This is a genomic window from Neobacillus sp. B4I6, assembly GCF_050434045.1.
Lineage (GTDB): Bacteria > Bacillota > Bacilli > Bacillales > Cytobacillaceae > Neobacillus.
Window position 1 is genome coordinate 3,163,551 of sequence record NZ_JBNPWB010000002.1, and the last position, 26,439, is coordinate 3,189,989.

Genomic DNA, 26,439 nt, shown 5'->3' on the forward strand with positions numbered 1-26,439 from the left:
TTCATTTTCATTTCATCGTATGCATGATATAAGACTAGTGTGATTTTTATTTTGATGAGTACTGGATAAAAGTTTAGTCATAGTTCATTTTATGCGGGATTTAAAGGTGTGTGCCTTCCTGGCCTGTACTTAAAACGAAGGTTAATAAAATGGCAGGAATCAGGGGAATATAAAGGTGGATTAGATTTATTAAAAATAGGCTGTATTAAAGGTTATTATTGATTTTATAACCAAGTTGATTGGAGCGGAAATCAACAGCCAAGTTTATCAGAGCCAAAAAAATAAAGCCAGGCTTTGTTAAAAGCCTGGCTAGAGTATTAATGATCGTGATCGCAATCGTCGTGACCTTCACAAGCCCCGCCGCCATTTTGCATGCTAGATCCAGTTTCTCCTAACAATACATCGCCGCCCGTTGAAATGATAATTTCATCGGTTACAGTATTCGAAATGGTTGAGGCAATGATTTGTAGCAATTCATTCACTTCTAATTGTGATTGTTTGAAATCCTGGACCACAGGTATTTCATCCAACTCTTGCTCAATTGAAGCAATTTTATCTTCTACCTTTTTTAGTGCTTCTGGTTTTCCATAATGCTGAAGGTTTACAGCCTGCTTTTGCAATCCCTTAATGTCCGCTATTAAGGTATGAACTTTCTTATTTTCATTTAATTGAGCCTCTGCTCGTTTAAAAAAGTCAACTTCTTCTGTTTCTGCAATCATCCGTGCTAAATCAGTTGCACGTGCAACGATATCGTCTTTTGTATATTTCGCCACTTTACTTCACCTCTGCTGGTTCTAGTTCTTCCACCATTTCTCCGTTTAATGACCATGTTTTTGCTTGTGTAATTTTTACTTTTACAATCTTGCCAATCACTGATTTTGGTGCAACAAAGTTTACAAGCTTACTCCTAGAGGTGTAGCCTGCAAGAACATCAGGATTGTTCTTACTTTCCCCTTCAACAAGAACTTCAAGGATTTGGCCTTCATGTTTTTTCATAGCTTCTAATGAAAGCTCATTCACAAGAGCATTTAAGCGTTGTAAGCGTGCTTTCTTTACTTCCATCGGAACGTTATCCTCCATTTTTGCAGCTGGAGTACCTTCACGCGGAGAATAAATAAATGTATATGCTAATTCATAACCAACTTCACGATAGAGGGACATCGTTTCTTCAAACTGTTCGTCTGTTTCGTTCGGATAACCAACGATAATATCCGTTGTTAAAGCAACATTCGGAATGGCCGCTTTGATTTTTTTAACAAGCTCTAAATATTGTTCTCTTGTATATTTACGAGCCATGATTTTTAACACATCGGTTGAACCTGACTGCACTGGCAAATGGATATGATCCATTAAATTGCCGCCTTTGGCAAGGACCTCAATTAGGCGATCATCAAAGTCACGCGGGTGGCTTGTTGTAAAACGAATCCTTGGAATATCAATTTTTCGCAATTCATCCATCAGTTCACCAAGTCCATAAGTTCCGTCCTCTAAATCTTTCCCATAGGCATTTACGTTTTGACCAAGCAAAGTAACTTCTTGGTAGCCTTGTGCAGCTAGATGACGTACTTCTTGGATAATTTCTTCTGGACGACGGCTTCGTTCCTTTCCACGGGTGAAAGGGACGATGCAATAAGTACAGAATTTATCGCAGCCGTACATGATGTTAACCCATGCTTTAATATTTCCACGGCGTACTTTTGGAAGGTTTTCAATCACGTCGCCTTCTTTTGACCATACTTCAACAACCATTTCTTTTGACATATATGCTTCATGCAATATATTTGGTAAACGATGAATATTATGGGTACCAAAAATCATATCGACCTGATGGTAGGTTTTGAGAATCTTATTAACTACAGATTCCTCCTGAGACATACACCCACAAACACCGATAAGTAAATCAGGCTTTTCCAATTTCAAGGACTTTAAATGGCCCAGTTCACCGAACACTTTATTTTCTGCGTTCTCTCTGATAGCACATGTATTTAAAAGAATGACATTTGCATCCTCCGTGTTGTCGGTTGGTTCATAGCCTAATGCTAAGAAAATCCCAGCCATAACTTCAGTATCATGTTCGTTCATTTGGCAGCCATAAGTACGGATATAAAATTTCCGCCCCTCGCCCATTCCACGAAATTCTTCAGAGATAGAAAAATCATTATGGTACTTTACTTCTTCTTTTCCGCGTTTCTTCGCTTCTGTTAAAGAAGGTGCAGTAATTACTTGTTCAAAGTACTTGCTGTAATCCTTGGCGGATTTTTTGTCCGAAGAATTAACAGACTCGACTTTCTGACCTTCTAAACGTTGTTTTTCATTCATTTGTTCAAATGCCCCTTTCTTTTCATATTACGTAATTCATCTATTAAATTTTTAAGATTTTAATCTGTGCAAAAGATGAATGAAGACTCCAGACTTTCGCCGCACATTATTATAGTATAAAGGTTAACTTGATTGAAAACAATAGAAAATCCCGTGACGTCAAGTCACGGGATTTTGTTACTATCATTAGATAAATTCAGAAACTAATTTATCAAAATAATTTTGGTCAAGATTAAGGTCAGCTTTTGCTAACGGTGCTTCAGAGTAGCCAGTGATCAGTTCTTGATAAGACTTACGCTCAGTATTTTGATAAATAAGTCCTGTAACAAGACCATTATGCTTCATTAATGTCTGCATCGCATCTTCGCGATTTGAAGGGTCATAACCCTCTATATCACTAAGTTTTGTTAGATTTTCTTTAAACCAATCATAGGTGTTCACCTTATTATAGGTAACACAAGGGCTGAAAACATTGATTAAAGAAAATCCTTTGTGTTTTAAACCGGCTTCAATTAAGGCAGTTAAATCTTTTAGATCTGTAGAGAAACTTTGTGCAACAAATGTTGCTCCTACAGTCAACGCCATTTCCATAGGAGAAATTGATTGCTCAATCGACCCCATCGGAGTTGACTTTGTTTTAAAGCCAGTAGCTGAACGTGGAGAAGTTTGACCTTTAGTCAAACCATATATTTGGTTATCCATAACGATATAAGTTATATCAAGATTACGACGAATGGCATGAATCGTATGCCCCATCCCGATCGCATAACCGTCACCGTCACCACCAGAGGCGATAACAGTTAAATCACGATTAGCCATTTTAACACCTTGTGCGATTGGAAGTGAACGACCATGAATTCCATGGAAGCCATATGAATTAATATAACCGGAAATACGTCCTGAACAGCCGATTCCAGAAATTACAGCTAAGTTTTCTGGCTCTAAGCCTACATTTGCTGCCGCACGTTGCATAGCCGCTTGTACGGAGAAGTCGCCACAGCCAGGGCACCAGTTCGGTTTTACATTGTTACGAAAGTCTTTAAAAGTGGCCATTTAGAACAACTCCTTACATTTTGTATATACTTCGTGTGGTAGGAACGGATTACCATCATATTTAAGATGCTTAGTAATTTTTTCAGCATGTCCAACATTCATTTTCATAATATTGGCTAATTGTCCAGTTGCATTGTTTTCCACTACAACAACTTTCTTCGCAGAACGAACAAGCGGAAGAACTTCGTCAGTTGGGAACGGATGGATCAAACGAATATGGGCATGATTTACTTTTAAGCCGTCTTTCTCTAAACGAGTCATTGCTTCTTCAATAACACCACGAGTCGAGTTAAAGCCTACAAATAGTACATCAGCATCTTCGTGCTTAACATTTTTATATACTGGTGTATTAAAGCGGATATTTTCGACCTTACGGAAACGCTTATCCATTTGCGCAATTCGATTTGGAGCAGATTCCGATGGTTTACCAGTCTCATCATGCTCGACACCTGTTACGTGATGAATACCATTTTTCATACCAGGGATTACACGTGGGGAAATCCCGTCCTCTGTTACTTCATAGCGTTTAAAATATGCATTGTTTTCGTTAGCAGGTATGTCTTCTGTTACCAATTTTCCACGTCTGATTTCAACCTTGTCATAATTTAATGGTTCAACCGTTTGTTTACCCAAGGATAATTGTAGGTCAGATAAAATAATGACTGGACATTGATATTCTTCTGCTAAATTGAATGCTTCAGCTGTATCATAGAATGCTTCTTCAACAGTGCTTGGAGCCATTACAATTTTCGGGATTTCACCATGTGTTCCATAAATCATCGCCATAAGGTCTGATTGTTCTTGTTTTGTTGGTAATCCTGTTGATGGACCGCCTCGTTGAGTGTCAACAATTACTAGTGGCGTTTCAGTAATACCTGAAAGGCCAATTGCTTCCATTTTTAAAGATAATCCTGGACCTGCTGAAGCAGTTATTGTACGAACACCGCCGTAGTTTGCTCCAATTGCCATTGTACATGCAGCAATTTCATCTTCGGTTTGAATAACTGTACCACCTAGTGCAGGTAGCTTTTTAATCAAATATTCCATTATTTCAGAAGCTGGTGTAATTGGGTAGGCCGCCATAAAACGGCATCCGCCTGCAATAGCTCCAAGAGCAATAGCGTCATTTCCAATCATGAACATCCGTTTTTTGCCATCAGCCTTTTCAAGCTCCATTGTTTGGATGCCAGCTGCAAGATTTTCCTTCATTTTATCAAAGCCAGCTTTGATCGCATCCATATTTTTTGCAACTACTTGGTCGCCTTTTTTACCAAAAATCTCGCGAACTACTACTTCAAACACATGAATATCTAAGTCTAATACAGCAGAAGTTGCACCAATTGCAACCATGTTTTTCATTAGAGAAGTTCCGAGCTCTGTCGCAATTTCAGTAAATGGAACCGCATACAATGTAGCTTCAGTATCTTCCGGCTTCTTTGGATTGAATTTTGCATCAGCAAGGATTACTCCATTACTGTGTAATTCTTTGTAGTTTACATCAATAGTTTCCTGGTCAAATGCTACAAGGATATCTAAGTCATCAGAAATAGAACGAACTTCTGTAGTACTAACTCTGATTTTATTGTTGGTATGACCACCTTTAATACGTGAAGAAAAGTGACGATAACCATACAAGTAATATCCCAGGCGATTCAGTGCAATAGCAAAGATTTCCCCAGTACTTTCAATACCTTCCCCTTGTTGTCCTCCAACTTTCCATGAAAGTTGATTGATCATGACTTACACCCCTTTGGATATGTAAAAATAAGTAGTTTTGATGATCCATTTATTAGTTTAGCACTATTCCGAGTAAATCACTAGAAATTAGCCCATTTTATATAAAAAGACTAATAAAAAGTAGAAAGGTTATGTACTAAACGCTTACAATTCTAGACCTATGAACTAAAAATTGCAACCCTTTAAAGCGAAATAATGTCTAAAATATGAATATTTTTTTATTATTTGAAATATACTTGCTTTCTACAAGATAACAAATAAAAAGACATGATTTATCCGCATTATACGGCGTTTTGCAATATTAATTCAAGCTATGCACATTCATGATTTGAATTTTAAAAATTATTAAAGGTTATGGTAGAATAATACTTTAATAAGTCAATATCATTTAATACCAATTAGTGAGAAATATAACCTAAAAAATACCTGCTTGTAAAACAAGCAGGTAAAGGTAAAGGTAAAGGTAAAGGTAAATGTCCTTTTGTTTGGTCTCCTATAAATAGTCTATCTCTTTCAACGTGGTTCTACAATTAGTTTGATAGCTGTGCGTTCTTCCCCGTCAATTAAAATATCGGTAAACGCAGGGATACAGATTAAATCAACTCCGCTAGGTGCTACAAATCCTCGAGCAATCGCTACTGCCTTTACGGCTTGATTCAATGCACCCGCCCCAATTGCCTGTATTTCCGCTGCACCTCTTTCACGCAGAACCCCGGCAAGCGCACCAGCTACAGAATTAGGATTAGATTTTGCTGAAACTTTTAATATATCCATTTCTAGCTCCTCCTTAGAAAATCCCGATCCCGCATGAGCAGTTTCATGAACAAATCAGGTTATAACATTCCACTGCTACTATATTCATTTGTCAAAAAACATATTCCGGCTTGGACAAAAAAATTAGAAAAGCGGAGGCGCCCGGTTAGCAGCGTATGGACTGGAGCGCTTTGACTGAGATAAAGGAAACACGGAGAGCGAAGCGATTCGATGTTGACTTATCGTAGGGAAAAGAGCGAAGTCCACTAGCTGCTGGGCGCTTGAGCTAGACACTGTTCAAAGATATTTAGTAACAAAAAAATAAGAGCAAATGAAATTTGCTCTTAAGAGTAAAACGGATGGTCATCATTTATTAAAATGGGCTGTATCTTTTTTGTTAAGCCTGTTTTACGATCTAATTCAATCATAACTGCACTTAACTGATTTCTTCCTGCGGTTGCCACTTCAAACCGGACTGGCAGGCTGGTTAGGAACCTTTTAAGGACTGCTTCTCTCTCCACCCCTAAAATGCCATCATAGGGCCCTGTCATCCCTACATCAGATAAATATCCTGTGCCTCCCGGTAAAACCCGGTTATCGGCCGTTTGAACATGTGTATGTGTCCCCACAACGGCAGAGACCCTTCCATCTAAATACCAACCCATTGCCTGTTTCTCACTTGTTACTTCTGCATGAAAATCAACAAAAATATATGGGGTTCTCTCCCTGGCTATTTCAACTAATTCGTCAGCTTTCTTAAAAGGACAATCCAATGGAGCCATAAAGGTTCGACCCTGCAGATTAATAACGGCAACTTCTAAATCATTGACTTTAAAAAATGCCATACCTTTCCCTGGTGTTCCTTCTGGAAAATTTGCTGGTCTAACCATATTTTTTGCAGTACCTATAAATTCAAAAATTTCACGATTATCCCATGAGTGATTACCTAGTGTTACTGCCTGTGCCCCATACCCCAAGAATTCACGATAGATTTTTTCAGTAATCCCCTTGCCTCCTGCAGCATTCTCCCCATTGATAATAGTAAAATGAGGACGATATTTTTCTTTTAATTTTGGCAAATATTCCTTTACCATATCCCGGCCTGGTGAACCGACGACATCACCGATAAAAAGTAGATTCATTTTTGTTCCTTTCGTTAAAAAAATTGTTATTGTATAAATTGTATCACATTCAGACTTTATTTAATCGGATAAGGTGCTGCAAAAAATAAAGCGGTGCATGCGCACCGCTTTATTTTGCATATTCAACAGCCCGTGTCTCACGAATAACTGTCACTTTAATATGACCTGGATAATCAAGCTCTTCTTCAATGCGCTTACGAATATCGCGTGCTAATCGATGAGCAGCAAGATCATCAACTGAATCCGGTCTAACTATAATACGTACCTCTCGACCTGCTTGAATGGCAAAGGATTTCTCTACACCTTCATAGGATTCCGAAATCTCCTCTAACTTTTCAAGACGGCGAATATAGTTTTCAAGCGTCTCACTACGTGCACCTGGTCTTGCAGCTGATAAGGCATCTGCTGCTGCAACTAAAACGGCTATGATAGATGTTGCCTCTGTATCCCCATGATGGGAAGCAATACTATTAATTACTACCGGATGTTCCTTGTATTTGGTTGCAAGTTCAACACCAATTTCAACATGGCTGCCTTCTACTTCATGGTCGATGGCTTTCCCAATATCATGAAGCAAGCCCGCACGACGTGCCAAAGTTTCATCTTGGCCAAGTTCAGCGGCAAGTAAACCAGACAGTTGAGCAACTTCCATAGAATGCTTTAATACGTTTTGCCCGTAACTAGTACGGAATTTTAAGCGACCAAGAATTTTGATCAGATCTGGATGAAGTCCATGAACACCCACTTCAAAGGTGGTTTGTTCACCCACTTCACGGATATACTCATCTACTTCACGACGTGATTTTTCTACCATTTCCTCAATTCGTGCCGGATGGATACGCCCGTCTTGGACCAATTTCTCCAGTGCTAAGCGAGCCGTTTCGCGACGAATAGGATCAAAACCTGATAGAATGACAGCTTCAGGAGTATCATCAATGATTAAATCAATTCCTGTTAACGTTTCAAGCGTACGAATATTTCTTCCTTCACGGCCAATAATACGGCCCTTCATTTCGTCATTTGGCAGGTTGACGACAGAGACAGTCGTTTCCGCAACATGGTCAGCAGCGCAACGCTGGATTGCTAACGAAAGTATTTCCTTTGCTTTCTTGTCGGCTTCCTCTTTTGCACGATTTTCGCTCTCCTTGATCATTATCGCAGTGTCATGGGTAAGTTCCTGCTCCATTCGATCAATAATGATTGTTTTTGCTTCCTCGCGCGTTAAGCTCGATATTCGTTCGAGTTCAGTTTGTTGTTTTCGTACTAACTCGTCCACTTTGCTTTCCATCTCTTCAATATGCTGTTGTCTTTGGTTTAGAGAATCATCCTTCTTTTCTAAAAGATTTTCACGCTTGTTTAACGTTTCCTCTTTTCGATCTAAATTCTCTTCTCTTTGCAGTAAACGGTTTTCTTGTTTTTGCATTTCATTTCTTCGTTCACGAACCTCACGCTCTGCTTCAGTCCGAAGCTTGTGAATTTCATCCTTTGCTTCTAGCAAAGCTTCCTTTTTCAATGAATCAGCATCACGTTTAGCATCTTCAAGAATCTGCTCTGCAGCATTCTTTGCACCTGCTACTTTTGCATCAGCAATGGATTTATGAACAAAATAGCCAACAACGGCACCGACGATAAGGCCAAGCAAAATGGAGATGATTGTAATTGGTTCCATCGTTACACCTCCTCTTGCTATGAACTTTTGTTACATTTTTTAAGTGTCGGCATGTACATTGTTTAGACTCAACATACAGCAAGCACCAAGGCTTTTTTCGAATTGTAATAATACCAAAAATGTAAAATATACATGTTAATTGTAAAGGTGGGAATATTCATTGTCAAGGCTTAGTCCTATTGGCTTTTTGAAATATTTAGAATAGGACATCATTTATTCATCCTAAATGCTAAAATCCATTGGATTTTAACAAATAAAACTTGGTATAAAAATAACATTATGTAAAAAAAGAGCAAAACCATAAATAGCTTTGCTCATCTACATTAGTCTATTAATTCAAATTGTTCATCATCGTCTTTCTCAGTGACAAATTTTTCACCATCTAAACCATAATGTTCACGGATTTTCCCTTGAATTTCGAGGCGAACATCTGGATTTTCCTTCAAGTATAGCTTTGCATTTTCACGGCCTTGACCTAATCTTTCAGAATTATAGGAGTACCATGACCCGCTCTTTTCAACGATATCTAATTCTGCGCCTAGATCAATGATTTCGCCTTCTTTAGAAATTCCTTCACCATACATGATATCTACTTCAGCCGTACGGAAAGGAGGAGCGACTTTATTCTTAACTATTTTTATCTTCGTCTTATTACCTACAATATCATTTCCCTGCTTTAACGCCTCTGCACGACGAACTTCAATACGGACGGTGGAATAGAATTTCAATGCACGTCCACCTGGTGTTGTCTCGGGGTTTCCAAACATAACGCCAATTTTTTCGCGCACTTGGTTAATAAAGATGGCGATGGTCTTCGATTTATTGATGGCTCCAGATAATTTACGTAGGGCTTGCGACATCAAACGAGCCTGTAAGCCCATGTGAGAATCTCCCATTTCGCCTTCAATTTCCGCTTTTGGAACTAATGCTGCTACAGAGTCGACTACAATAATATCAATTGCACCACTTCGTACTAGTGCTTCTGCGATTTCAAGCGCTTGTTCACCCGTATCTGGCTGTGATAGCAATAACTCATCAATGTTAACACCTAATTTTTGGGCATACGCTGGGTCAAGGGCATGTTCAGCATCTATAAATGCTGCTTGTCCGCCATTTGCTTGGACTTCAGCAATCGCATGCAAAGCAACCGTAGTTTTACCTGAGCTCTCAGGACCATAAACTTCGATAATACGCCCTCTAGGATATCCACCCACTCCAAGTGCTGCATCAAGTGCTAACGAGCCACTCGGACTCGTTAAAATCCTCGTATCTGTTTTCTCTCCCATTTTCATGACAGAACCTTTACCAAATTGCTTTTCTATTTGCTTTAACGCCATTTCTAAGGCCGCTTTACGATCATTACTCACGAATCTTTTCCTCCCTTATATAAACACAAGCAAATTGCTATAATCTATTAAATTAATTCCTACTAATAATATAACCGCTTTTCGGATATTTGTCGAGTAAAAAAACGAACATTCATTCGTTTATTTTCAAAACAAAATCGTTGTAAAAAAAGGAAAATCCCCCACCCTTTTGTATCATTTTGCATTTTTAGTAGTCCGAAAAGGATAATTTCGTCAATTGTCAGACCTTTTTCCCAATTCTTGTTTATCCAAAAAAGTCACAGAACGCTAATTAGCATTCTGTGACTCTTTTAAAATTCGAAGGAGAAAATAGCAGCCAAATTTCACTGCACGGCTCCGGTTCGCTTCCCTTGTTCCGCCAAGGGTAATCTTTTCTACAATTGTCGGCTTTCCCTTAATTGCAATGCCTATATAAATTGTACCAACTGGCTTGCCTTCAAGTTCTTCAGGACCAGCAACACCCGTAAAACTAATCCCAATATCGGTTTTAAATACCTTTGAAGCATTTTCGGCCAGCTCTCTAGCACATTGTTCACTTACCGCACCATGTGTTTTAAGCGTTTCTTCCTGTACATCTAATAGCTGTCGTTTCACTTCATTTGAATAACAAACTATACCACCGTAAAACACTGAACTTGCACCTGAAATTGATGTTAACTCTTGCTGGAATAGTCCTCCTGTTAAACTCTCAGCGGCAGTAATAGTTAAGTTTCTTTCTTTTAAAGATTTCATTACTTCTATCAAAAGCGACGTATTATCATAGCCATATAAAAATGCACCAAGACGCTGATTTATCGTCTTTTCTAGTTCATCCAGCATAGCCTGTGCTGCATTTTCGTCCACATGTTTGGCTGTCAGTCGTAAAGTAACCTCCCCATCTCCTGCCAGCGGAGCTATCGTTGGATTGCTTTGCGCATCAATTAAATCAATAATTTCTGTTTCCAGAGCTGCTTCTCCAATCCCAAAAAACCTTAACACCCTTGAGACAATTCTCTCGTTAGACTTGTTTCTTGTAGAAAGAGCCTGGGTCCCATACCGGAGAAACATCGGTTCCATTTCCTTTGGCGGGCCAGGCAGCAGCATATACGTATGACCGCCGGATTCTACAACCATGCCAGGCGCCATCCCATGATCATTTGGGAGAATGTGAGATCCTGCTAATACGAGTGCCTGCTTTCGGTTATTTTCTGTCATTACACGATTGGTCCGCTTAAAAAAAAGTTCAATCGATGCTAACGCCGTTTCATCGATAACGAGTTCTTTACCAAGCTGACGAGCAATCGTTTCCTTCGTCAAATCATCCTTTGTAGGCCCAAGCCCGCCAGAAAATATTATAATCTCTGCACGCTTTTGGGCTATTTCAATTGCAGACTTTAGCCTGTCAGGATTATCACCGACAACTGTATGAAAATAGACATTAATACCAAGCCCAGCTAATTGCTGAGACAAAAATCTCGCATTCGTATTAACAATTTGACCGAGCAATAACTCCGAACCAACTGCAATAATCTCAGCATTCATAGCAATTCATCTTCCTTTACAACATAATAGAATTAAGTTTACTTTGAATTTTTTAGGACATGACTATTTTTTGCAAAGTAATCCCAGCCAGACCAGATAGTAAAAATTAAAGCCACCCATAATGACACTATATCAAAACGGAATGGTATCATTGCAAAAATTATATTATGTAATAAAAGCGATGATATCGCGACAATTTGCGCCCATGTTTTAATTTTGCCGAGCATATTAGCCGCAACAACTTCGCCTTCCCCTGCAAGCAAGAGGCGTAAACCTGTTACTGCAAACTCCCTGCTAATAATAATAATGACTAACCATGAAGGTGCATAAACATCATTCAGTTCAACTAAAACAATAAGTGCAGCCGATACGAGTAATTTGTCAGCTAATGGGTCAAGAAATTTCCCCATATTGGTGACAAGGTTATATTTACGGGCATAATGGCCGTCAACCCAGTCAGTTACAGAGGCTAAAATGAAGATCAATGCACCGACAAAATGGGTAACTGGAAGTACGGTCCCAAGAAGTTGCATGTCGCCCCATTTAAAAGGAGCAAGCATAATAATCAAAAATATTGGAATTAATAATATTCTTGATACCGTTATTCTATTCGGAATATTCATAGTTTTCCTCCGTTTATTTATTAAAAGTGAAAAATAGTCATCTACAGATGACTATTCGTCTTTCAGAACATATTGAATCGTTATGTTCTGAACATTCGCAGTCGCTGGGACTGCATACTCGAGCTTTTGGTCATTCACATAAATTTCAGTGTCAGCAGCATTTCCAACCCTGATCACAGCCATACTTTCTGCTGATAAATCTTCTGTCTGGCTCTCAGTTGTACCTGTTTTTAGAAGCCCTTGAAAAAAGGATTTCCCTTTTCCATTTTTAATACTAACCCAGGTTTGACCTTTAGAAACCAACTTCACAATAAATTTATCTGCATTTTTTAATTCATAGGTTGAATTCCTGCCGCTGCTTTGAACTGCTGTAATTTCTTGTTTAGGTGTTTCTTCTACCGTTGTTTGTTCCTCTTCCTGTACTGTATTATCCTTCTGTTCCTCATTTACTTTCTGATTATCTTTATCATCAGCTTTTACTTTTTCAAGATTCTTCGATGTAACAATTTTAACGGGTTCATTCTGCTTACTAATTGATTCATTGGAATTTCCACCAGCATGATTTGATATAAAGTAATATAAAAGGCTTGCAGCACCAATTACAAAAACACCGATTAATACCTTTGGCAGAATATCAAATATTTTGGAATTACCTTCAGTAATTGTTTTGTGTGTTTTCACTCTAGACAATTGCTGGGGTAAATCATCATTATAGGTAGCAGGAATTTCGCCTTTATAGGTTTCAAAGATTTCATCAGGATTGAGGCTTAAAGCCTCAGCATACTGTTTAATAAATGCACGCACGTAGAAATTTCCAGGCATGCTCGCATAATTACCTTCTTCAATACCAATTAAATAACGCTTTTGAATTTTGGTCATGGATTGGACATCATCCAAGCTAAATCCTTTAGCTAATCGGGCTTCTTTTAGTCGATTCCCTAATTCAGTCAACTGTTAACACCTTCCAATTTATTAGAAATCAAAATCACCAAAATCTGATCCGGAGAACATGTTATGCTGGTCAACGACTTCATATGTAATCTCTTCTTCCGCGTCATTCCTAAGCTCGATAATATAATCAAAATCATCGAGTGTGTATTCTGAGTTTTGTACAAAGACATCAGGGTGCTCGATTACTTTTACTGACGGCAGACGCATGATTTCTCGGACAAGCTGCCAATGACGTTCATTTGCTCGTTTTGTTGATACTATTCCATCAAGAATAAATAGATTATTTTCGTTGTACTCATCTTCAATTAATTGATTGCGGATTGTTTGTTTTAACAGTGTCGATGAAACAAATAACCAACGTTTATTTGCACAAACACTCGCTGCAACTAACGATTCTGTTTTACCTACCCGTGGCATTCCACGAATACCAATCAGTTTATGTCCCTCCTGCTTAAATAATTCTGCCATAAAATCAACTAATAAGCCAAGTTCATTCCTTACAAAGCGGAAGGTTTTTTTATCATCAGCATCTCTTTGAATATATCGGCCATGTCTAACTGCAAGCCTGTCACGCAGTTTTGGTTCCCTAAGTTTAATTAGTTTTATTGTGTCCATAGTATGTAAAATTGACTCTAGTCGTTTAATTTGATCATCGTCTTTTGCTAAAATGAGCAAACCACGTCTTCCTTCATCCACACCATTAATCGTCACAATATTAATAGAAAGCATACCCAATAGGGATGAAATGTCACCCAATAGCCCTGGACGGTTCTTTTGAATCTCATATTCTAAATACCATTCTTTTTTCACGATATAAACCTCCTATAAAGAAGTTTCGACACTTTTCTGCATTTCAGCATCTAACCCCTATAATAAATGATTTTGGATGAAGATGAAAGTAAAAACACAGATATTCGTTTCTTTAATGGAGTTTATATATTTATACATACAAAAAGAGAGGAGAAACCTCCTCTCTTTTAGCGGGCGCCATTATTTTGAATCAATTTAACCATGATATTTGCAATAGCTTGTTGTTCTTCTTTATCAGCAACAGACCAAAGATCAGAAAGAATTCTTTCTTGTTCGTTTTTTGGCTCTACTTGGCTTGATAAATAATCACCAATTTGAAAGGCAAGATTATTAATTGCTCCCTCACTCATACCTTCATTTTGTGCATGGTGAAGACGATCAGCAAGAAAGTCCTCCCACTGTTTCCAGTTATCTAAAACAGACATTGTTTTCCCTCCTTTAAATTAGTACAAGTTTATTTTGCGATGAAGTGAAAGGAACTATACATGAATAACTTGTGAATTTTATGTATACCAGCCACCATTTAACGCAAGGACTTGGCCTGTCATATAGGAAGATTCATCTGAGAGCAAAAAAGCGACACTCCTTGCTATTTCTTCGGGCTGACCAAGTCTTCCCATAGGTATCTCATAAGAAATCTGGTCCACCTCTTCTTGTGAAAAACTTTCCATCATTGGTGTCTCGATCGCACCAGGGGCGATCGCATTAACGCGAATGCCATTCATTGCTAATTCTTTACTTAATGCCTTTACAAAGGCAATTTGTGCACCCTTTGCGGTAGAATAGGCCACTTCACAGGCCGCACCTGTTTGACCCCAAATGGATGTAATCACGACAATGTTCCCTTTCCCTTTAACAAGTAATTTCGGCAGGAGCTCTTTGGTCAGCATTAATGGATTTAGTACGTGAACATTCATTAATGCCTCTGCTTCAGACTGTTGCAAATCAATAAGAAGTCCATATTGACTGATTCCACCGCAATGGATGATGGCGTCTAGCGAAAAAACCTCAGAGTAGACTTTCTTATATCCATTAGGACCGCCAAAGTCTGCTTGGATAGGAATATACTCTCCACCGTATGGCTGCAGTTTTTCGATTAGGTCTCGAATCGTTTGTTCATTTTTATTATAATGCAGATACAAATGATAGCCTTTTTCAGCGAGTTTAAGCGCAATGGCTTGTCCTATTCCACCACTTGCCCCAGTGATCAGTGCATATTTCATTTCTTCACTCTCTCTCTAATAAAAAAACTTTTATACGAAGAAAAAGCGCCGTGTTACGACGCCTCACTTTTCTATTTTTTCTTTGGAACTACTTGGCAAACTGAAAAGCGTTCTTCCGAGATCACCTGAGATGCTAGTGATTGCACATCGTTTAAGGTGATTTTTTCAAGTGTTGGAACAACATCAAAAAGATTCATATCATTAAATGCATAGCGAGTAAATTGATTTGCGATATATTCAGGTGAATTGATCGCTCGTAGAAATGCACCTATCTTCTTTCTTTTCGCTCTTTCCAATTGCTCTTCATCAAAGATCATTTGGCTTTTAGCCTTCAAAAGCATTTTTTCTAGTGTTTCAGCCAGCTTATCAGGTTCACCTGTATCCCCGCCAATCATCGCAAACCCAAAGCCTTGTTCCTGCGTGTAATCAAAGGAAAAGGTTTCATCAATTAAACCTTCATTATACAACTGATTATAATTTTCTGAGCTTTTTCCAAACAATAGATCCAGTAAAACATTCATTGTTAATTCATTTTTAAGCAATTCATCGCCTGTTTGGTCGACATGAAGTGCTTTAATACCTAGTAAGCATTTTGACGTTTGAACATTCATTTCAAGTACTTGTTTCTTTTCGGCTGCTTGTGGTGGTTCTGTTTCAAATTTGCGCTTGATTTCAGGCATATCCTTGTATTCTTTTTTTGCTTGATTTTCTTTCACTTGGTTCATGAAACTGTTGGGGTCCACTGGGCCAACAATAAATAACAGCATGTTGCTCGGGTGATAGAAGGTGTTATAGCATTCATATAGCCAATCTTTTGTAATATGTGAAATAGACTCAATTGTACCTGCTATATCAATCTTAACTGGATGATTCTGATATAGATTTTGGATTAATCCAAAGTATAAGCGCCAATCTGCATTATCATCATACATTGTGATTTCTTGCCCAATAATCCCTTTTTCTTTTTCGACCGTTTTTTCTGAAAAATAAGGATCCTGAACAAAATCAACGAGTGTTTCAAGGTTCTTTTCAACATCAGAGGTGCTTGAAAATAAATAAGCAGTCCGTGTAAAGGAGGTAAAAGCATTTGCGGATGCCCCTTGACGGCTAAATTGCTGGAAAACATCACCGTCTTCCTTTTCAAAAAGCTTATGTTCTAAAAAGTGAGCTATGCCGTCTGGTACTTTAACATACTCCTCTTTTCCTAATGGAACAAATGTATTATCAACAGAACCATATTTCGTCGTAAAGGTAGCAAAGGTTTTATTAAAACCCTTTTTAGGCAAGATATATACATTTAGTCCATTTGCTAGTTTTTCATGATAAAGCTCTTCCTGAAGCTGGTCAAAAGTTATTTTCTCCATCTATTTGCCCGCCTCCGTTCCAGTTAAGAAGTATATGGTATCAATTACGATTTTTTTTGCAACTTCTACAATTTCTTCTTTCGTTACTTTTTGCATTTCTTGAAGCCATGTATCCAAATTAATATTTGCATCGGCCACGACGTTATGATATAGAATTTCCGTAAGTCCTCTTGATGTGTCTATCGTCTCAAGAATTTGATTTTGAATCACTGCCTTGGTTTGTACGAGTTCTTGGTCTGTGAAATCACCATTTTTCATTGCCTCTAATTGATCATGAATAATTCCAACTGCCTGGTCATAATTCTTTAAATCAATGCCTGACATAACCATCATCAAGCCTTTGTGACTTTCAAGACGGCTCGCCGCATAATAAGCAAGGCTTGCTTTTTCCCGTACATTAATAAATAATTTGGAATGCGAGAACCCCCCAAAAATGCCGTTAAACACCTGCAAGGCAAAATATTCTGGGTCTCCATAGACGATATTTGTCCGATAACCAATATTTAATTTACCTTGTTTTACATCTTGTTCTTCTTTTATTTCCTGTACCTGACTTTTTCGGTTTATTTCCTGTGGTACTAACTTTTTCGGTTTTCTGCCCTCAAAATGTAAAAGTTCAGCAGCATAATTCTTTACCTCTTCTTCGTTTACATCCCCGATGATATATAAATCCATTTCATCATTTAAAAAAGCGTTTTTATAATATTCATATAGATTCTCAGGTGTAATGGCTTCCACATCTGCCGCATCTCCATTTACCTCTAAGGCATAAGGTTCACCTTTACACATTTCTTGTATTAGTCGGACATTCGAGTAGCGCATTTTATCGTCAAAAACTGATTGGATCCTTTGTTTTTGTGTCCGCTTCTCTTTTTCTACAGTATCATGGTCAAATGCATTACCATGAATATTTGGATTGGTTAATATTTCGGCTAACAATTCAAACCCTTTTTTTAATAATGGGCTAGGATCATTTAAGAATTTTTCATTGGCAATTTCGATGGAGAAACTCATTATATGGTTTTCACCTTTTTTCGAGAGGTCTACAAAAAAGGTGGCACCATATAACTCATCGAGATACGACCGAAGTGCCGTGGTTGTAGGATACTTTTTAGTGCTGCTTTGCAATACTTGAGGAAGAAGAGCGCGTTTGGTGACATCCTCCTTTGTTAATGGTGCTTTCATCTTCCAAATCAATGTATTCGTTTTATATTTTTCTGTTGGTATAAAGTGTAGTTTATACCCATTAAGTTGTGTTATTTTTTCTGTAGCAGTGGCCATTTACATTCCTCCTTAACTGTTCAAAGATCATACTTAACAATATGTAAACATTTTTCTTTATATCTTTTCCTTTGTAATAAAACCTATACTACTTATTACTATAATTTGACATGCTTGATCATTACAAGCAAATACTCTTTGTTTCACAAAAAAGAACCTCTGAAAGAAAATCAGGGGTTCTTTTTTCAACCTATTATCGATTACCTTTGATGTAGTGGGTTCCACTAGCTTTTGGTGCATCGGCACGACCGATGAATCCAGTTAAAGCTAAAATGGTTAACACATATGGAGCAATTAACAAGTATACATTTGGAATTTCCTTTAAGAAAGGTAAACTTGATCCAATGATACTGATACTTTGCGCGAAACCGAAGAAGATTGCAGCACCTAATGCACCAAGTGGATGCCATTTACCGAAAATCATTGCGGCTAACGCCATGAAACCTTGACCACTGATTGTCGAGTGGCTGAAGTTAGACGTAATAGATTGTGCATAAACTCCACCACCGAGACCACCAAGAGCTCCGGAAAGGATGACACCCAAATAACGCATTTTGGTGACATTTATACCCATTGTGTCTGCCGCCATCGGATGTTCACCGACTGAGCGAAGGCGGAGACCAAATGGTGTTTTGGTAACAATAAACCATACTAAAATGGCAACCAAAATTGCTAGAAACGATGTCCAATACGTATTTTGGAAGAAGATTTTACCGATTACAGGAATATCCTTTAAAACAGGAATATCAATTTTGCTAAACCCCTTACTGATAATTCCAGTTTCACCTTTATCATAAATGAGCTTTACAAGAAAAAGGGTAAGTCCTGTTGCGAGTAAGTTTATTGCCACACCGGAAACCGTATGGTCCGCCCGGAAGGTAATTGCCGCAACCGCGTGTAATAAGGAAAAGATTGCTCCTGCAGCCATTGCTATTAATAATGCTATCCAAGGTGTAGCACTGCCAAATGTATCAAATGTAGTTAAGTTAAATACGATCGCCGAAAATGCCCCAATTACCATTAAACCTTCAAGTCCAATATTAACTACCCCAGAACGCTCCGAGAAAATACCGCCTAATGCAGTGAAGACAAGAGGAGCAGCCCATAATAAAGTGGATGGAATAAGAATGATTAAAATATCCATTAAACTCAACTTACTTCACCTCCTTCTTACTGAATCGGTCAAGAAATACTCTTATTATATAGCTTGATGCAACAAAGAATACGATTAACGCAATAATGATATCAACTAATTCATTTGGTACTCCAGCTTCAAGCGGCATGTTTAGTGCTCCTACTTTTAGAACACCAAATAGTATCGCTGAGAAAAATACACCTAGAGCAGTATTACCACCTAGTAATGCAACAGCAATTCCGTCGAAACCAACGCCTGAGAATCCACCCTTTACAGCGGCATATTCGAATGTTCCTAGTCCTTCCATAGCACCAGCTAATCCAGCAAAGGCTCCGGAAATAACCATTGAAAGGATAATATTTCTATTAACATTCATGCCCGCATATTGTGCGGCATGTTGATTAAAACCTACTGACCTTAATTCAAACCCTCTTGTTGTTCTTTCTAATAAGAACCACATTATAAAACAAGAAATAATAGCAAGAATAATACCCCAGTGAAGTCTTGAATAGTCAGTTAGACTTTCCAACCAGCCAGATCTTAATGTTGCTGATTTATGAATAGGACCTGAATTGTCCCCATGATTTGTGATTACATTACGAATAAGATAATTCGATACATGTAAGGCTACATAGTTCATCATAATGGTTACAATTACTTCATGCACACGAAAACGTGCTTTTAATAGACCAGGAATAAATGCCCAAAGCGCACCTGCCACTATGGACGCTAAGATAGCAAGTGGTAAATGAATAATACGCGGCAGGTCAAAAGCAACCCCTACCCAAACCGCTGCAAGCCAGCCTACTAAGAATTGCCCCTCAACCCCGATATTAAATAAGCCCACTCGGAAAGCAAAAGCAACAGCTAATCCGGCTAAAATATATGGAGTAAACTGTCTTACTACTTCCCCGATATAATAGATATCTCCAAATGCGCCATTCCAAAGTGCCGTAAAGGCCGCAATTGGATTGTACCCACTAAATAACATGATAATTGTTCCAACAATGATGCCTAGTAAAACAGCAATAATTGGTGTTAAAATACTTTTAAACCGATTAAACATAGTTTTGTTCACCCGCTTCCTTTCTATTCGATCCAGCCATCAACAATCCGAGTTCCTGCTCAGTAGTTTCCTTTGGATTAACAACAGCCACGATTTTCCCCTCATAAATAACCGCAATACGGTCACTAACATTCATAATTTCATCCAATTCAAAGGATACAAGCAAGACACCTTTCCCATTATCGCGCTGCTCGATTAAGCGCTTATGAATGAATTCAATTGCCCCAACATCCAAACCGCGAGTTGGCTGTGCCGCAATGAGTAGGTCAGGGTTACGGTCTATTTCACGTCCAATAATCGCCTTTTGTTGATTACCACCAGAAAGGGCGCGTGCCAACGTGTATTCACTTGGTGTACGAACATCAAACTCACTTATTAGCGATTTAGCCTTTTTATATATTTCACTAAAGTTTAAGATTCCGTTCTTTGAGAATGGCTTTTTATTATACGTTTGTAAAACCATGTTCTCTCCAATTGGGAAATTCAATACTAACCCGTGCTTGTGACGATCCTGAGGAATATGACCTACGCCAGATTCAGTAATTTGCCTTGGAGTATGATTGATCAATTCTTTGCCATTTAATTTTACACTGCCACTTTCAGCTTTACGTAATCCTGTAATTGCTTCAATAAATTCAGATTGTCCATTTCCATCGACTCCAGCGATTCCGACAATCTCCCCAGCACGGATAGAAAGATTAAGACCATTAACAACCATAACACCACGAGGGTCTTTAACAACCAAATCCTTGATTTCAAGTACTTCTTGTTTTGGGGATGCTTCCTTTTTATCCGTTTTAAAGACAACCTCACGTCCAACCATTAGGCTCGCAAGTTCATTAGGGTTTGTTTCGCTTATGGTTACAGTTCCAATCCCCTTACCTTTACGAATAACGGTACAACGGTCAGAAACTTCCATAATCTCTTTAAGTTTATGGGTAATTAGAATAATAGATTTGCCTTCTTTAATAAGCGTTTTCATAATATGGATTAATTCTTTAATCTCTTGTGGTGTTAATACGGCTGTAGGTTCATCAAAAATAAGAATTTCTGCCCCACGATAGAGTGTTTTTAAGATTTCAACCCGTTGCTGCATCCCCACTGAAATATCGGATATTTTCGCTTGCGGGTCAACCGCTAGACCATAGCGCTCTGAAATTTCACGAACTTGTTGTTCAGCCTTTTTAAGATCAATTCGACCAGCTGAGGTTATTTCTCTACCAAGGATAATATTTTCAGTGACAGTGAAGGTATCAACCAACATAAAGTGCTGATGGACCATTCCAATTCCAAGATCATTAGCGATATTAGGGTTTGCAATGTTAACCGGCTTCCCTTTAACACGGATTTCACCTTGTTCTGGCTGATATAATCCAAAGAGAACATTCATCAAGGTAGATTTTCCTGCACCATTTTCTCCAAGCAAGGCATGGATTTCACCCTTTTTTAATTGAAGGGTTATGTTATCATTCGCAACGAAGCCATTAAACTCTTTACGGATGTTAAGCATTTCAATTACATATTCCATCTTTTCTCACTCCCTGTGATAAGGTAAAAGGAAAAATTGACCAACAGTAGTAAGAGGTCAGACCTTTCCGGATTTTAAAAAAACAGGGAATTCCTCCCCACTTAAATCTTAAATGAAAAGTAGAATATTATTCTACTCTTCAGTTAGGATTCATTAGAAAGGAATAAGCGAGCACTATGTAAATCCCGCTTATTCCTCACAAAAATTATTTTACACTGAAAGTCTTTAATTCAGCACGAGTTCCTGGAACTTTAACTGCACCTGATTTAATCTTTTCAACCCATTCTTTTACTGCAGCTTCAATCGCATCTTTTTTATCTGCTTTTGCGTTGATTGGCGCTACGCCCACTCCATCTTCAGCTAAACCGTATAATGCAACTTCTCCACCAGGGAAATTGCCATCCATTGCTTTTTTAGATAAATCCTGTACCGCTACGTCAACACGTTTTAGTGCAGATGTAAGAACAATATCTGGACCCATGTCGTTTTGGTCACGGTCTACACCGATAGCCCAAATTTCTTTACTAGGATCTTTTGCTTTTCTGTCAGTTGCTTCTTTGAATAGACCGTTCCCAGTACCACCAGCAGCATGGAACACTACGTCCGCACCTGAAGAATACATTTTAGATGAGATATTTTGACCTAATTCTGCTTTATCAAATGCACCTGCATACTGAACATCCACTTTCACTTCAGGTTTTGCAGCTTTAACGCCTGCTAAGAAGCCAGCTTCGAAACGTTCGATAACTGGGATTTCCATCCCACCGATAAATCCAATATGGTTAGATTTTGTTTGAAGAGCAGCTGCTACACCAGCAAGGAATGCTGCTTCTTGCTCTTTGAAAAGAACACTTGCAACGTTTGGTTGTTTAACTTCAGCATCAATAATTGCAAAGTGTGAATCTTTTTGTTGTTTCGCAATTTCTTCTACAGCAGCTTGCATTAAGAAACCAATTCCGTAAACTAAATCAAAATCTTGACGTGCAAGAGTATTTAAGTTAGTAGAATAATCAGCATCAGATTTTGATTGAAGGTAATCATATCCACCTTTACCTTTTGTTAAGCCATTGTCTTTACCGAATTTTTGAAGACCTTCCCATGCAGATTGGTTGAATGATTTGTCATCAACACCACCAATATCAGTAACCATTGCTACAGAGAATTTATTTGCTTTTTCTCCACCTGTAGCTGGTTCTTTACTTGTATCATCATTTTTTCCACATGCCCCCAAAAGTGTACCGGCAGCTAGAACTAGTGATAAAGCCATTCCAATTTTACGCTTTTTCATGGTATTGACCCCCTATGAATATTGTTTGATTTAGTAAAAATGCTTTTATAGCAGGACTGGTTGCGTTTTCAAAAAGAATAAAAAATTAAATTCTTTTCCTTAAAACATGAAAACTAAACTTGTCCGCTTTAAAATAGTTTACCGAAAATAGGATTGGTTCATCCATTTCATCGAAATGCATCTGTTTTAAAACTAGCAAAGCAGTTTCTGGTTCGCATTCTAGAATTGGGGAAATTTTTTCATGATAGCCGATTGGCTCGATTTGAGCAACCGCGTATGTAATCCTTCGGTTTGCCTTATCTTCCAAAATACTGAAGATGGATTCTTCTGTATGGGAAAATGTTTCTGGCAATATGCGTTCTGGTACCTTGTCGACACAGTAGACGACCGGTTCTCCATTTGCGGTTCTTACCCTCTCCATCACGAAAATCTCCTCACTTGTAGAACAAGAGAAACGACGAACATCCTCTTCGGTCGGACCTTGCGTTGATGAACTAAGGAAAATTGTTCCTGGTATCATTCCAGCTTGCTTTATCATGGCAGTGACACTACTAAGTTGTTCAATCCCTGAAGTAAACAATGGTTTAACATTAACAAAGGTTCCAACACCGTGGCGTCTTATGATAACGTTTTCTTCTTCAAGTATTCGCAATGCTTCTCGAAGGGTGGCCCTGCTTACACCAAGCTGTTTAGCAAGATCAAACTCAGAAGGTAATTTTTCTTTTTCTTTATATACCCCATCAGCGATATCTTGCTTTAACCGATCGATTACTTGTAAGTATAAATGCCGGTTATCTGATTTTATTGACATGCTGTTTCCTCCAGCCTTATTCCTTAGACATCAGACATCTGATATCATTTCTACTAATCGAAATTTATATTAACACTTTTTTTGGGATAAATAAATAGCTATTAAAAAATTTGTCGAAAAAGACTGAGAGGTAATGTCACAAATATAACTAGGAATTTTCACCCATTTTCTATTTAGAATTTCAGGGGATATATACAGGTATTATAATTATTATGATGAGAATTTAGTATCAAGTTCTATAATGTTGATTCCTCCTACTATTTTATTATTTTATTTGATTCATTATTTATTCATAGTATGAAAAAAGCCTTTATTATAGTTGTATACTTCAACATAATAAAGGCTGTGTAATAGAAGTTAATTAACCTGTTCGGGACTTTCATTAATACTTTTATATTCTAACTTCTTATTCAATTATGAACTTTGTTCTTCTTTATCTTTAGGTTTTGGCTGTAAAACAGCACGTGGCTTACTGCCCTCATATGGACCAACGATACCGCGTGCTTCCATTTCATCAATTAGCCTTGCAGCTCTTGTGTAGCCAATACGGAACCGTCTTTGTAACATGGAAACAGATGCTGTTTGCATTTCAATAATTAACTCAACTGCATCATTATATATATCATCATCGACCGCACCTGTTACTTCAGGAATGTCATCTGGGATCATCTCATCTTGGTATTGTGCTTTCTGTTGGGAAATAACAAATTCAACCGTGTCCTCGACTTCTTGGTCTGACAGAAACGCACCTTGAACACGAACTGGTTTGGATTCTCCAACTGGAAGGAACAACATATCCCCTCTTCCCAAAAGTTTTTCCGCACCACCCATATCTAAAATTGTCCTTGAATCGGTTGCACTTGACACTGCAAAGGCAATTCTGGAAGGAATATTTGCCTTTATTACCCCAGTAATTACATCAACGGATGGCCGTTGCGTGGCAATGATTAAGTGAATTCCCGCTGCTCTCGCCATTTGAGCAAGGCGAGTAATCGAATCTTCTACATCCGACGAGGCAACCATCATCAAATCAGCCAACTCATCAACAATTACCACAATAAAGGGCAGTAGTGGCTGTTTATCATTTTCCTCTAAATTATGCTTTCTTACGTGGTCATTATAGCCCTCAATATTACGTGTACCCGTGTAAGAAAACAATTCGTACCGTCTTTCCATTTCATTTACCACTTTTTTCAAAGCTTGTGATGCTTTTTTTGCATCCGTTACAACAGGTGCTAGCAAATGAGGGATTCCATTATAAACATTGAGTTCAACCATTTTCGGGTCAATCATCATTAGTTTCACTTCATGGGGCTTTGCTCGCATTAAAATACTCGTGATAATGCCATTTATACAAACACTTTTTCCGCTTCCAGTTGCACCTGCAACAAGTAAATGGGGCATTTTATTTAATTCAGCTAAAACAGCTTCACCTGTAATGTCCCGGCCTAAGCCAATTAAAAGCTTGGAGTCAGGCTTGTCATTTTGTGTTGCTTCTAATACCTCGCGAAGCGAAACTACAGCGACCTCAGAGTTAGGAACTTCAATACCAATGGCGGATTTACCAGGAATCGGCGCTTCAATTCTTATCCCCTTAGCAGCTAGTGCTAAGGCTAAGTCATCACTTAAACTGACAATTTTACTTACCTTTACACCTACGTCAGGATGAACTTCATATTTTGTTACAGCTGGTCCTAAATGGACCTGTGTTACTCGTGCTTTCACGCCAAAGCTTTGAAATGTCCTCTCTAGCTTTGCCGCATTTGCATGAATTTGTTCATATTCTCCACTCTGATCTGTTTTCTTTGGCAAATTGAGCAATCGAAGTGGTGGCAGCTCATAGGCAATATTCTCTACTTCCGTAAAGGTGATTGGCGGGATACTATCCTCATTTTCTTCAGAAGTTCCTTTTCCATCCTTTGTATCTTCTCGGTGATTCTTATCCTTGGCCTCTTCTTCCACATATGCCTTATCGGCAAAACTTGATATAATTGGCTCAGATGGTCTAATTTCCTCTTGGAGTGGTTGAGTTTCTGCAGTTAAGACAGGCTGATTTTGTTCACGATTTTCCTGCTCTTTTCTTTTTTGTGTGATTCTTTCTGCTTTTCGCTCTCGTTGTTTTTGTTTCCAATCTGTCATATCCGTTTTAAAGGCATCCCATTGACTTTTTGAAAAATCAACCATCACAATCATGATTTTCCCGATGAAATCTCCAAATGATTTACCGGTAAGTAAGATAATTCCAATTAAAATGAAAATAAATGCAATAATTTTCGTACCTGTTTCAGCGAATAAATAATGGAATAAGGCAAATAAAACTGCCCCAAGCATTCCCCCGCCAAGATCGGTGGTGCTTGTTTCACCTCTAAGTTCCATCATAAACAATTCCCATGTATTACTGATTACACTAGGATCTTTAAATTTCCCATCATTTGTTAGCAAATGAAATAGGGTGACATGGCTTAAAAGCAGAATAGCAGAAGTAATAAAATAACTTCCAACCAATTTAATATGGAAGAAAAAAGGAATAGTCCGTTTCCACATCAAATAAACGCTTAACACAACAAGCCCAATTAAACTGAGCATATACCATTCTCCCATCCAAAAACGGAAGAAGATAACGGTTGCCTTCCCAACTGCACCAAGCTTAGCTATTGATATGATCGCAATAGCTAAAAGAGCCAGTGCGGATAATTCAAATTGAACGGTCTTTTTCAAATGGTTATCTCTCTTTTTTGGTTGTCTTCTTTTTTTCTTTGCCATCTAATCACCTTGTTGTTTCATTATGGTATATTTAA

22 protein-coding genes are annotated in these 26,439 nt (G+C 38.2%); all 22 read right to left on the reverse strand.

Annotated elements, in window-relative coordinates; translation table 11 throughout:
* Window positions 1–317: 317 nt before the first annotated feature.
* A complete protein-coding gene (locus QF028_RS17705) occupies window positions 318–773 on the reverse strand; it encodes a RicAFT regulatory complex protein RicA family protein (RefSeq protein ID WP_088086428.1) in 456 nt (151 codons plus the stop codon).
* 1 nt (window position 774) lies between these two features.
* On the reverse strand, window positions 775–2,319 hold the full coding sequence (miaB, locus tag QF028_RS17710; protein WP_429467389.1) for a tRNA (N6-isopentenyl adenosine(37)-C2)-methylthiotransferase MiaB: 1,545 nt from the start codon (window positions 2,317–2,319) through the stop codon (window positions 775–777).
* Between the two features lie 186 nt (window positions 2,320–2,505).
* Window positions 2,506–3,372 carry a 2-oxoacid:ferredoxin oxidoreductase subunit beta gene (locus tag QF028_RS17715; RefSeq protein ID WP_214714479.1) on the reverse strand — a complete coding sequence of 289 codons (867 nt, stop codon included), beginning with the start codon at window positions 3,370–3,372 and terminating at the stop codon, window positions 2,506–2,508.
* Complete coding sequence (locus tag QF028_RS17720; RefSeq protein WP_429467393.1) at window positions 3,373–5,109, reverse strand: 2-oxoacid:acceptor oxidoreductase subunit alpha; 1,737 nt, start codon at window positions 5,107–5,109, stop codon at window positions 3,373–3,375. It abuts the gene before it with no gap.
* 513 nt (window positions 5,110–5,622) lie between these two features.
* Window positions 5,623–5,883, reverse strand: coding sequence for a stage V sporulation protein SpoVS (gene spoVS / locus QF028_RS17725; RefSeq protein WP_026566505.1), 261 nt, complete (start codon window positions 5,881–5,883; stop codon window positions 5,623–5,625).
* Between the two features lie 323 nt (window positions 5,884–6,206).
* Window positions 6,207–7,004, reverse strand: coding sequence for a TIGR00282 family metallophosphoesterase (locus QF028_RS17730; RefSeq protein WP_168242804.1), 798 nt, complete (start codon window positions 7,002–7,004; stop codon window positions 6,207–6,209).
* Between the two features lie 109 nt (window positions 7,005–7,113).
* Entirely contained in the window at window positions 7,114–8,673 is a 1,560-nt protein-coding gene (rny, locus tag QF028_RS17735; protein ID WP_168242803.1) for a ribonuclease Y, read from the reverse strand.
* Between the two features lie 323 nt (window positions 8,674–8,996).
* The gene (gene recA / locus QF028_RS17740; RefSeq protein WP_088086422.1) at window positions 8,997–10,040 is read right to left on the reverse strand and encodes a recombinase RecA; all 1,044 of its coding nucleotides are present in this window, start codon (window positions 10,038–10,040) and stop codon (window positions 8,997–8,999) included.
* A gap of 267 nt (window positions 10,041–10,307) precedes the next feature.
* Window positions 10,308–11,561 carry a competence/damage-inducible protein A gene (locus tag QF028_RS17745; protein WP_429467398.1) on the reverse strand — a complete coding sequence of 418 codons (1,254 nt, stop codon included), beginning with the start codon at window positions 11,559–11,561 and terminating at the stop codon, window positions 10,308–10,310.
* A gap of 38 nt (window positions 11,562–11,599) precedes the next feature.
* Window positions 11,600–12,184, reverse strand: coding sequence for a CDP-diacylglycerol--glycerol-3-phosphate 3-phosphatidyltransferase (pgsA, locus tag QF028_RS17750; protein ID WP_215000417.1), 585 nt, complete (start codon window positions 12,182–12,184; stop codon window positions 11,600–11,602).
* Window positions 12,185–12,235: 51 nt separating this feature from the next.
* Window positions 12,236–13,135 carry a helix-turn-helix domain-containing protein gene (locus QF028_RS17755; RefSeq protein ID WP_410883348.1) on the reverse strand — a complete coding sequence of 300 codons (900 nt, stop codon included), beginning with the start codon at window positions 13,133–13,135 and terminating at the stop codon, window positions 12,236–12,238.
* Window positions 13,136–13,156: 21 nt separating this feature from the next.
* Window positions 13,157–13,948, reverse strand: a complete 792-nt coding sequence (locus QF028_RS17760) for a DUF3388 domain-containing protein (RefSeq protein ID WP_088086418.1) — start codon at window positions 13,946–13,948, stop codon at window positions 13,157–13,159.
* Window positions 13,949–14,112: 164 nt separating this feature from the next.
* Window positions 14,113–14,370 (reverse strand): DUF3243 domain-containing protein, encoded by a 258-nt coding sequence (locus QF028_RS17765; RefSeq protein ID WP_215000413.1) that lies wholly within the window; start codon window positions 14,368–14,370, stop codon window positions 14,113–14,115.
* 78 nt (window positions 14,371–14,448) lie between these two features.
* Window positions 14,449–15,168: an elongation factor P 5-aminopentanone reductase gene (gene ymfI, locus QF028_RS17770; RefSeq protein WP_429467402.1), complete on the reverse strand. Its 720-nt coding sequence runs from the start codon at window positions 15,166–15,168 to the stop codon at window positions 14,449–14,451.
* A gap of 71 nt (window positions 15,169–15,239) precedes the next feature.
* Entirely contained in the window at window positions 15,240–16,532 is a 1,293-nt protein-coding gene (yfmH, locus tag QF028_RS17775) for an EF-P 5-aminopentanol modification-associated protein YfmH (protein ID WP_168242799.1), read from the reverse strand.
* Complete coding sequence (gene yfmF / locus QF028_RS17780) at window positions 16,533–17,813, reverse strand: EF-P 5-aminopentanol modification-associated protein YfmF (protein ID WP_429467404.1); 1,281 nt, start codon at window positions 17,811–17,813, stop codon at window positions 16,533–16,535.
* A gap of 193 nt (window positions 17,814–18,006) precedes the next feature.
* Window positions 18,007–18,966, reverse strand: coding sequence for an ABC transporter permease (locus QF028_RS17785; protein WP_088086413.1), 960 nt, complete (start codon window positions 18,964–18,966; stop codon window positions 18,007–18,009).
* Between the two features lies 1 nt (window position 18,967).
* Window positions 18,968–20,014, reverse strand: coding sequence for an ABC transporter permease (locus tag QF028_RS17790; RefSeq protein ID WP_429467408.1), 1,047 nt, complete (start codon window positions 20,012–20,014; stop codon window positions 18,968–18,970).
* The gene (locus QF028_RS17795; protein ID WP_429467410.1) at window positions 20,007–21,542 is read right to left on the reverse strand and encodes an ABC transporter ATP-binding protein; all 1,536 of its coding nucleotides are present in this window, start codon (window positions 21,540–21,542) and stop codon (window positions 20,007–20,009) included. Before QF028_RS17795 ends, QF028_RS17790 begins: the two co-directional genes overlap by 8 nt.
* A gap of 205 nt (window positions 21,543–21,747) precedes the next feature.
* Complete coding sequence (locus QF028_RS17800) at window positions 21,748–22,830, reverse strand: BMP family lipoprotein (protein WP_429467413.1); 1,083 nt, start codon at window positions 22,828–22,830, stop codon at window positions 21,748–21,750.
* A gap of 85 nt (window positions 22,831–22,915) precedes the next feature.
* Window positions 22,916–23,641: a GntR family transcriptional regulator gene (locus tag QF028_RS17805; protein ID WP_429467415.1), complete on the reverse strand. Its 726-nt coding sequence runs from the start codon at window positions 23,639–23,641 to the stop codon at window positions 22,916–22,918.
* Between the two features lie 414 nt (window positions 23,642–24,055).
* Window positions 24,056–26,404 carry a DNA translocase FtsK gene (locus tag QF028_RS17810; protein ID WP_429467417.1) on the reverse strand — a complete coding sequence of 783 codons (2,349 nt, stop codon included), beginning with the start codon at window positions 26,402–26,404 and terminating at the stop codon, window positions 24,056–24,058.
* Window positions 26,405–26,439: the final 35 nt, after the last annotated feature.